At 29.2% G+C, this 9604-nt stretch carries 7 protein-coding genes and 1 pseudogene; 1 reads left to right on the top strand and 7 read right to left on the bottom strand.

Features of this window, described 5'->3' with window-relative positions; all coding sequences use genetic code 11:
* A pseudogene (locus V7Q02_RS10525) lies at positions 1-253 on the top strand (transposase); the annotation flags it as partial.
* A 337-nt stretch (positions 254-590) separates the two neighbouring features.
* Here the strand turns inward: V7Q02_RS10525 and gyrA are convergent.
* The 7 genes from gyrA to dnaA all read right to left on the bottom strand — a co-directional run bounded on the left by gyrA (position 591) and on the right by dnaA (position 9379).
* Positions 591-3011, bottom strand: a complete 2421-nt coding sequence (gene gyrA, locus V7Q02_RS10520; protein ID WP_333860969.1) for a DNA gyrase subunit A — start codon at positions 3009-3011, stop codon at positions 591-593.
* A gap of 16 nt (positions 3012-3027) precedes the next feature.
* Entirely contained in the window at positions 3028-4941 is a 1914-nt protein-coding gene (gene gyrB, locus V7Q02_RS10515; RefSeq protein ID WP_333860968.1) for a DNA topoisomerase (ATP-hydrolyzing) subunit B, read from the bottom strand.
* A gap of 16 nt (positions 4942-4957) precedes the next feature.
* Positions 4958-5221: an extracellular matrix regulator RemB gene (gene remB, locus V7Q02_RS10510; RefSeq protein WP_011988618.1), complete on the bottom strand. Its 264-nt coding sequence runs from the start codon at positions 5219-5221 to the stop codon at positions 4958-4960.
* Between the two features lie 19 nt (positions 5222-5240).
* On the bottom strand, positions 5241-6335 hold the full coding sequence (gene recF / locus V7Q02_RS10505) for a DNA replication/repair protein RecF (protein WP_333860967.1): 1095 nt from the start codon (positions 6333-6335) through the stop codon (positions 5241-5243).
* An 81-nt stretch (positions 6336-6416) separates the two neighbouring features.
* Positions 6417-6623: a S4 domain-containing protein YaaA gene (gene yaaA / locus V7Q02_RS10500; protein WP_333860966.1), complete on the bottom strand. Its 207-nt coding sequence runs from the start codon at positions 6621-6623 to the stop codon at positions 6417-6419.
* Positions 6624-6650: 27 nt separating this feature from the next.
* Positions 6651-7754: a DNA polymerase III subunit beta gene (gene dnaN / locus V7Q02_RS10495; protein WP_333860965.1), complete on the bottom strand. Its 1104-nt coding sequence runs from the start codon at positions 7752-7754 to the stop codon at positions 6651-6653.
* Between the two features lie 269 nt (positions 7755-8023).
* Positions 8024-9379, bottom strand: coding sequence for a chromosomal replication initiator protein DnaA (dnaA, locus tag V7Q02_RS10490; RefSeq protein ID WP_333860964.1), 1356 nt, complete (start codon positions 9377-9379; stop codon positions 8024-8026).
* Positions 9380-9604: the final 225 nt, after the last annotated feature.

Genomic DNA, 9604 nt, shown 5'->3' with positions numbered 1-9604 from the left:
ACTTTAGATGTATGTCATAACAGGAGAATACATTCCCACAAGGTTTTCAAGGGAAATTCCAGAAAGGAGAAAGAATTCAACAGGGTGGTTTTATGGCTTCAAACTTCATCTTGTCATAAGTGACAGGGATGAAATTCTTTTTTTCTATCTGACATTTGGAAATGTAGATGACAGGAATATAGAGGTAATAGAACAACTCTCAAAAGAACTTTACGGGAAATTATTCGGGGACAAAGGTTATCTTCCTAAAAAGCCTTCTTTGAAATTGGACAAACATCCTTATTTAGCTTAGTCACAATATCACTTTAAATGTAAATAAATGTTAAATTATTTCTTCATTTGTAGTTAAATTATTTTTTAGATTTTCCATATCTATATTTACACAAAATTGTATTTTATTTTTTTCGAACTCAGGTTAACTAATACACAGGTTCAGTTGGAGTTTGCTATAGAGAAATACTTATCTCCATCTGAACCTTGAATATCTTATACATATGCGTCACTTTTTATCATTTGCAACTTTAAATGAGATAGAATATTAGCTAACACAGCCTTTAAATAAACTAAACAATCTGAAAAAACTAAATCTGTTATTCGGTACAATTTATTTTAGCTATAGCTACCACTTTTTGCTCTTCTTCTGTACGCATAAGAGTTACTCCCATAGCATTTCTACTAGTAGTGGAAATATCAGACACATTGAGCCTTATAGCTACATTACTACTATTTATCATCATCATCTCATCCTCATCTTTTACAACTCTAGCACCTACTATTAAGCCTGTCTTTTCTGTAGATTTATAGGTTATAATTCCTTTTCCACCTCTCTTATGAATAGTATATTCAGTTATTGGAGTTCTTTTTCCAAATCCATTTTCACTAACTACCAAAATATCTTCACCATTACTTGCAATATCCATAGCAACAGCAATATCTTGTTTTCTCAAAGTTATGGCTTTAACTCCTGTAGTATTTCTTCCAGTGGCCCTTACGTCTTTTTCATTAAATCTTATGGCATACCCATTTTTAGTAAAAATCAACACTTCACTACTACCCGTAGTCATTTTAACACCTATAAGTTCATCTCCATCTCTTAAATTTATAGAATTCAATCCATTTTTTCTTATAGATGCATATTGATTTATTTTAGTTTTTTTAACTAATCCCTGTTTGGTGGCCATTATAAAATAATTATCGCCATCAATTTCTTTAAAAGATATAACCGCTTGAATTCGTTCATCTCCATCTAAAGGTAATAAATTAACCAGATTAGTCCCTTTAGCTGTTCTACCTGCATCAGGAATTTCATAGCCTTTTAATTTATAAACTTTTCCTTTATTTGTGAAAAACAAGATATGACTATGAGTGGAAGTGATAAATATATGTTCCACAAAATCATCTTCCCTTGTAGTCATGGCTTGTATTCCCTTTCCACCTCTCCTTTGTGAAGAATAGGTATCTGCAGAAATTCTCTTTATGTATCCTGCATGCGTTAAAGTTATAACTACTTCCTCTTCTTCGATAAGATCTTCAATGTTTATATCATCATCGCTCATCTGTATTTCAGTTTTTCTTTCATCACCGTATTTATCTCTTATTTCAATTAATTCATTTTTAATCATATTTAATAGGATTGATTTATCCTCTAATATTTCCTTAAGATGTTTTATTACATCCATTAGTTCATTATACTCTGCCTCAATTTTTTCTCTTTCAAGTCCCGTAAGTCTTTGAAGTTTCATATCCAAAATAGCCTGTGACTGTTTTTCAGAAAGATTAAATCTATCTATTAACCCATTTCGTGCAATCTCTGTAGTCTTAGATGACCTTATAAGATTTATTACTTCATCAATGTAATCCAATGCTATTCTTAATCCTTCTAGAATATGAGCCCTTGCTTCTGCCTTATCCAGTTCAAATTGAGTTCTTCTAGTCAAAATTTCTTCTTGAAATTTCAAATAATATACAAGCATTTCTTTTAAATTTAAAACTTTAGGTTCATTATCCACAAGTGTGAGCATTATAACTCCAAAAGTATCCTGCATCCTTGTATGTTTATATAATTGATTCAAAGTTATATTAGCATTGGCATCCCTTTTCAATTCTACAACAATTCTCATTCCATCTCTATCTGACTCATCTCTAATATCTGATATACCATCTACTCTTTTATTTTTAACCAGATCTGCCATATTTTCTATAAGCTTAGATTTATTTACCTGATAAGGTATCTCAGTTATTACTATTCTGTTTTTTCCTTTTTCTTCTTGAATCTCAGTTTTAGCTCTTACTATTATCTTTCCTCTTCCAGTTTCGTAAGCACTTTTTATACCAGATGTACCAACTATTATTCCTGATGTTGGAAAATCAGGTCCTTTTATAGATGTCATAAGCTCATATACGGTAACATCTGGATTATCTATTATCATTATGACTCCATTTATAACTTCCACAAGATTATGTGGAGGTATATTAGTAGCCATACCTACCGCTATTCCTGCAGAACCATTTACAAGCAAATTTGGAAATCGCGAAGGCAAAACCACTGGTTCTTTTTCCTCACCATCGAAATTAGGAATAAAATCCACTGTATTTTTATTTATCCCCCTTAACATTTCAACAGTTATTTTATCCATTTTAGCTTCTGTGTATCTCATAGCTGCAGCACTATCCCCATCCACAGAGCCAAAATTACCATGGCCATCAACTAAGGTATATCTGATAGAGAAGTCCTGAGCCATTCTGACAAGAGCATCATAAACAGATGAATCTCCGTGTGGATGATATTTACCTAAAACATCTCCTACAATTCTGGCACATTTTCTATAACCTTTTTCAGGAGTGATTCCAAGTTCATACATAGAATACAATATCCTTCTATGAACTGGCTTTAATCCATCACGTACATCTGGAAGTGCACGACTGACGATAACGCTCATTGCATAATCTATATAACTTTTTTTCATCTCCTGACTTATGTCTATTGGTAAAATTTTTCCTTCATTAAACATCAATTACACCTCTCTACTATATGTCTAAGTTGACAACTTTCTTAGCATTTTCTATTATAAAATCTTTACGAGGTTCTACTTTATCACCCATAAGTATAGTGAAAATTTCATCTGCAACCATTGTATCTTCTACATTAACTTGTATTAAAGTTCTTGTTTCTGGATTCATTGTAGTATCCCAGAGTTGTTCAGAATCCATTTCCCCAAGTCCTTTATACCTTTGTATATTTACATTACTATTTTTTCCTCCTATTTCATCAAGTAATATTTCCAATTCTTTATCGGAGTAAGCATAATGGTCTTTTTTACTTTTAGATACTTTATACAGAGGGGGTTGAGCAATATATACATGACATTTTTCAACAAGTTCTTTCATATACCTATAAAAAAAAGTAAGTAATAATGTTCTTATATGTGCTCCATCTACATCTGCATCTGTCATTATTATTATTTTGTTATACCTTATCTTGCTAATATCAAAATCTTTTCCTATTCCTGCTCCAAACGCCGTTATCATAGCTCTTATTTCTTCATATCCCAGTATTTTATCAAGCCTTTGCTTCTCTACATTCATTATTTTTCCTCTCAAAGGAAGTATAGCTTGAAATCTCCTATCTCTACCCTGTTTAGCTGAGCCACCTGCAGAATCTCCCTCAACCAGATATATCTCACATTCAGACGGATCTTTAGATGAGCAATCTGCAAGCTTTCCTGGAAGAGATGTATTCTCAAGCACAGTTTTACGTCTTGTAAGTTCTCTTGCCTTTCTGGCTGCTTCTCTAGCACGTGATGCAATTAGTGATTTATCAATTATGGTTTTCGCAACTTGAGGATTCTCTTGTAAAAAATCACTTAAGGACTCTGACATTATATTGTCAACTATTCCTCTAACTTCGCTGTTTCCAAGCTTTGTTTTAGTCTGCCCTTCAAATTGAGGATCTACAAGCTTTACGGATATAACTGCAGTAATACCTTCTCTTATATCTTCTCCTGATAAATTTTTATCATTTTCTTTTAATATATTGAATTTTTTTGCATAATCGTTAAAAACCCTTGTTAATGCGGCCTTAAATCCCATTAAATGAGTTCCACCCTCTATTGTATCTATATTATTTGCAAATGAAAAAATATTTTCAGAATATCCATTATTGTATTGAAAAGCAATCTCCACAGAGTAATCACCTTTAATTCCTTCTACATATATCGGATCTTTATGAATTATTTGTTTATTTCTATTTAGGTAGGCTACAAAAGATTTTATTCCTCCTTCATAGTGAAATAATTCCTCTTTACCACTTCTTTCATCCTCTAGAGTTATAGCTATACCCTTATTAAGAAATGCTAATTCCCTAAGTCTTTGAGAAAGAATATCGTAATCAAAGTCTACCTCATCAAATATTTCCTTATCTGGCTTGAAATATATTTTTGTTCCATGATCCTCACTATCTCCTACTATTTCTAATCCTGTAGCTACCTTACCTCTTTTAAATACTTGTTTCCATATATGTTTTTCTCTTTTTACTTCAACTTCGCAAATTTCAGATAAAGCATTTACTACTGATGCACCAACTCCATGAAGACCACCTGAAACTTTATAACCACCGCCTCCAAATTTTCCACCTGCATGTAATATTGTCATTATTACTTCTACTGCAGGTTTTTTAATTTTATGATGTATACCCACTGGCATACCTCTTCCATTATCTGTAACTGTTACAGAGTTATCCTCATGTATAACAACGTCTATTTTGTCACAGTATCCAGCTAATGCTTCATCTATACTGTTATCTACTATTTCATACACTAAATGATGAAGTCCCCTTAAGCTGGTACTTCCAATATACATACCCGGTCTTTTTCTAACAGCTTCTAATCCTTCTAGTATCTGTATTTGATTTTCATCATAAGTTTGTTTTTTTTCCTGTGGCATACCTATCCTCCTTATCTTAAAGTTCATAATATAGAATTTCCGATCTCTTAGTCAATGTAGATGAAGATATAGGTGACAAGTAAATTTTACTTTTTTTATTTACTTCTGCAATAATAAAAGATTTAGGCTTATCATTTGTGATTTTTTGTATGAATCCATCTTCTTCAGCCATCCTTAAAAATTGAGTTGTATCAGAACTATACGTTGAAGTTTCAACATTGAATATACCAATTACATCTTTTATTGGAACAACTATATTTTCGCCTAGGTGCAGAAACATAAACAATCTCCTTTCAAAATTAAATTTTATTAACTTTACCTCTTTTTACAATAAATAGTTGAGCTTTATCTATTACATATTTTTTTATATCATCAATCCCAGTACAAGTTATAAATGTTTGTATTTCCTTTATAGAACTTAATATATATTTTTGCCTATTCTTATCTAATTCAGATAAAACATCATCCAAAAGCAACACAGGATATTCTCCTATGATTTCTTTTATTATCTCAAGAGAAGCAAATTTCATTGTTAATATTGAAGTTCTTTGCTGTCCTTGAGAACCAAAATTTCTGACGTTAATCCCATTTATATTTACAATAAAATCATCTCTATGGGGTCCATAGAGTGTACTACCTTTATATATATCTTTTTTTCTGTTATATTCTAGAATTTTAAATAAATCATCTTCTATATTGTCAAAATTTAACAAACATGTCATATACTTGAATTCTATATTTTCAATTCCAGAAGTTATATCACTGTGAATAATTTTTCCTTTTTCATTAAGTTTTTTTAAATATTTATTTCTAAGTTTTACTACAATGGCTCCATATTTAGCTAATTGTTTATCATATACTTGAAGAATATCTACATAATTCCCTTTATTCCAACTTTTAAGAATAATATTCCTTGCAGTTAACACTTTATTATATTGAACCAGACTATAATAATACTTTTTACTGAATTTACAAAGCTCAATATCTAAAAATTTTCTTCTGTAGACAGGAGATTCCTTTATTATTTTTAAGTCTTCTGGTGAAAACATAACTACATTAAGGATTCCCATAAGTTCAGATAACTTACTCACTTTTATAGAGTTTATATTTATTCCTTTTTTACCTTCTTTAAATATCTTTACTTCTATTTTTTTGTCAAAAGACTTTCTTAATATGTGTACTTTTATATATGACTCTTTACTATCCCAATTTATTAATTCCTTATCTTTATTTGTTCTAGATGACTTACCTATACTGCAATAATACATACTTTCCAATATGTTTGTTTTTCCCTGTGCATTATCTCCTATGAATACATTTATATTTTTATCAAATTCTATATCTAGTTCCTTATAATTTCTAAAATTAATTAGTTTTAAATATTTTATATACATTAAAAACACCTATTTATAATTATATCACAAATGTATAATTGACAATTAATAATAAATTCTTAATGTTTATAATATAATAAGCTACACAATTTTGTAAGTATTTACTCCAAATTCAACTACATCATCTTTAAATAGCTTTCTCCCCCTCCTTGTTTCTACTTCCCCGTTAACTTTTACCACTCCATCTTTTATAAATATTTTAGCTTCAGATCCTTGGGAAACTGCTCCACACCACTTTAAAAAAGAATCTAACTTTATCATATCTGTATTGATTTTAATTTCATTCATTTTACATTATCTCCAATTTATTTATTTTTAATTATTTGATAGTCTCACCGGGAGCACCAAATAAATACAATTATCTTTTTTGCTATTTTTTATAATACAAGGACTTACACTTCCTGAAAATTCCATTATAATTTCCTCATCTTCCATTATTTTAAGTACATCTATAAGGTATTTGGAATTAAATGCAATTTGAAGTGCATCTCCTTCTAGTATTATATTTAGTTCTTCTCTAACCATTCCTATTTGGGAATTAGAGGTTATAATCATATTATTTTGTTCTATCTTTAGTTTTATTAAATTTGTATTACTGTCTTTCGCCATCAATGAAGCTCTTTCAATACAATTTAATAATTCACTTTTTCTAGCTATTACCTTAAGACTGTATTCTTCTGGAATTATAGAATTATATTTTATAAATTCTCCTTGCAAAAGTCTAGATATGACTTTTGTATTTATTAAATTAAATAATATATGATTAGGAGTAAAGGTTATATTTACATTTTCATTATCATCACTTAAAATTTTTGAGACTTCATTTAATGTTTTTCCAGGAATAACAGCATTTATTACATTTTCATTATCTAAAAATTCAGATTTTAAAGCTAACCTATATCCATCTAGAGCTACTAAATTTAATTTTTTATTTTTAATTTCAAATAAAATGCCTGTAAGTATAGGTCTTGCTTCATCTTGTGCTGTAGCAAATATCGTACTTTTTATCATATTTTTCAAGGTACTTTGTGGTATAGAGAAGAATATATTTTCATTTATATTAGGTATTTCAGGAAAATCTTCTGCATTCATATGAATAATATTAAATTTTGATTTTTGACATAATATTTCTACAGAGTTATTCTCAGTTGTGGATATATATATATTATCATTTGGTAATTTTCTTATAATATCCCCAAATATTCTAGAATCAATTACCACAGCCCCTTCTTCTTTTACTTCTGTTTGTATAGTTGTTATTATACTTAAATCTATATCTGATCCTGTTAATTTTACTGTATCTTTATAGGCCTCTAAAAGTATACCATTTAATACAGGCATACTGGATCTACCAGTTATTGCTTTTTGAACTGTAAATATGGATTCTTGTAATTTATTTTTTGTACATAAAAATTTCATTTAAATACCTCCTCTTTTATTGATAGTATTTTAGTATAGATAGATAATTATCTATAGTAGTAGTAGTAGTAGGGACTGTGGATATGTTAATAAGTCTTAAAAATGTTGATAAAACGTTGGTATCACTAAAAAAAGAATAAAAAATAAGTGTGGATAAGTATGTGGATAAAATTTATATTATCCACATTATCCACATTATTAAAAAAATAATAATTGTAATATCTTTTTAATTAAATATTAATGAAGTTATCCACAATATATGTTGATAACTATTCCTGGGCTAATCTTTTAGTTAAATCATTTACAGCATTTTTAAGGCTTTCATCCTTTTTTAAATTATTAGATATCTTTTCATAAGCATGTATTACAGTTGTATGATCTCTTCCACCGAATTCTTCCCCTATTTTAGGCAGAGACATATCTGTAAGTTTTCTACACAGATACATAGCTATTTGTCTTGGAAAAGCTACATTTCTAGTTCTCCTTGATGATTTAAAATCAGATACTTTCAAATTATAATAGTTAGATACCACATCTTGTATTAATTCTATTGTAACTTGTTTTGATTGTCCACTTGATATTATATCCTTAAGAGCTTCTATTGCCAAATCAACACTTACTTCTTTATTTGTAAGTGATGAAAAGGCGACTATTCGTATTAAAGCCCCTTCTAGTTCTCTTATATTTGATTTGATTTTTGTTGCTATGTATGCCATTACTTCGTTTGGAATATTTAATTTTTCAACATCAGCTTTCTTTTTTAATATAGCCATTCTTGTTTCAAAATCAGGGGGTTGAATATCAGCTATAAGACCCCATTCAAACCTAGATCTAAGTCTATCCTCTAGTGTAGGTATTTCCTTTGGAGGTCTGTCACTTGATAAAATTATTTGTTTGTTGGCTTCATATAGCGCATTAAAAGTATGAAAAAATTCTTCTTGAGTTCTTTCTTTACCAGCTATAAATTGAATATCATCTATAAGTAAAACGTCTATATTTCTATATTTATTTCTGAATTCAACATTTTTATCATCTTTTATAGAATTTATTAGTTCATTAGTAAACTTTTCAGAAGAAACATATACTACTTTGCAGCTGGTGTTATTATTTAATATATGGTGTCCTATAGCATGCATTAGATGGGTTTTACCTAAACCTACTCCTCCATATATAAACAAAGGATTATATGCTTTTGCTGGTGATTCCGCAACAGCAAGAGAGGCTGCATGGGCAAATCTGTTACTATTGCCTATAACAAATGAGGTAAAAGTGTATTTTGGATTTAACATAGCTGACATTTCATCTGTTACTATTATTGAGCTTTTTATATTTTGTTCGTTTACAGTATCTAAAGTTAAAAATTCTCCAGGTAATTCAGATGAAATTAAAAATTTAACATTGTATTTTTTTGAAGTAACCATTTGAAGCGCTCTAATTATTAAATCAGTATATTTATTGCTTAGTATACCTTTTGTAAGATCATTTGGTACAGTTAGCATAAATGTATCATTTTCAATAGATATAGGAGTAATACTTTTGATCCACGTGTTAAAGCTTACTTCAGTAGTCTCACCTTTTATTATGTTTAAACATTGTTCCCATATTTCTTTTAGATGGGTATTCATTTTGTATCCTCCAGTCTTATAAAAATAATTAACAATATATCCACAGAAAATTATAGGTATATTATATTTCTTTGACACATGTGGATAAAAATATTCACATGTGGATGAAAATGTGGATATTTTTAAATAAAAAAAAGTTATCCACATTTTTAACAAAATAGATATCAACATTATCTACAGTGAATAATACTAGATAAATTGGGCAATAATGCATATATAGAAATA

Source organism: Clostridium sp., from assembly GCF_036781005.1.
Classification (GTDB): Bacteria; Bacillota; Clostridia; order Clostridiales; family Clostridiaceae; genus Clostridium_B.
Note: the sequence above shows the minus strand (reverse complement) of the source record. Positions and strands in the feature narration are given on the sequence as shown.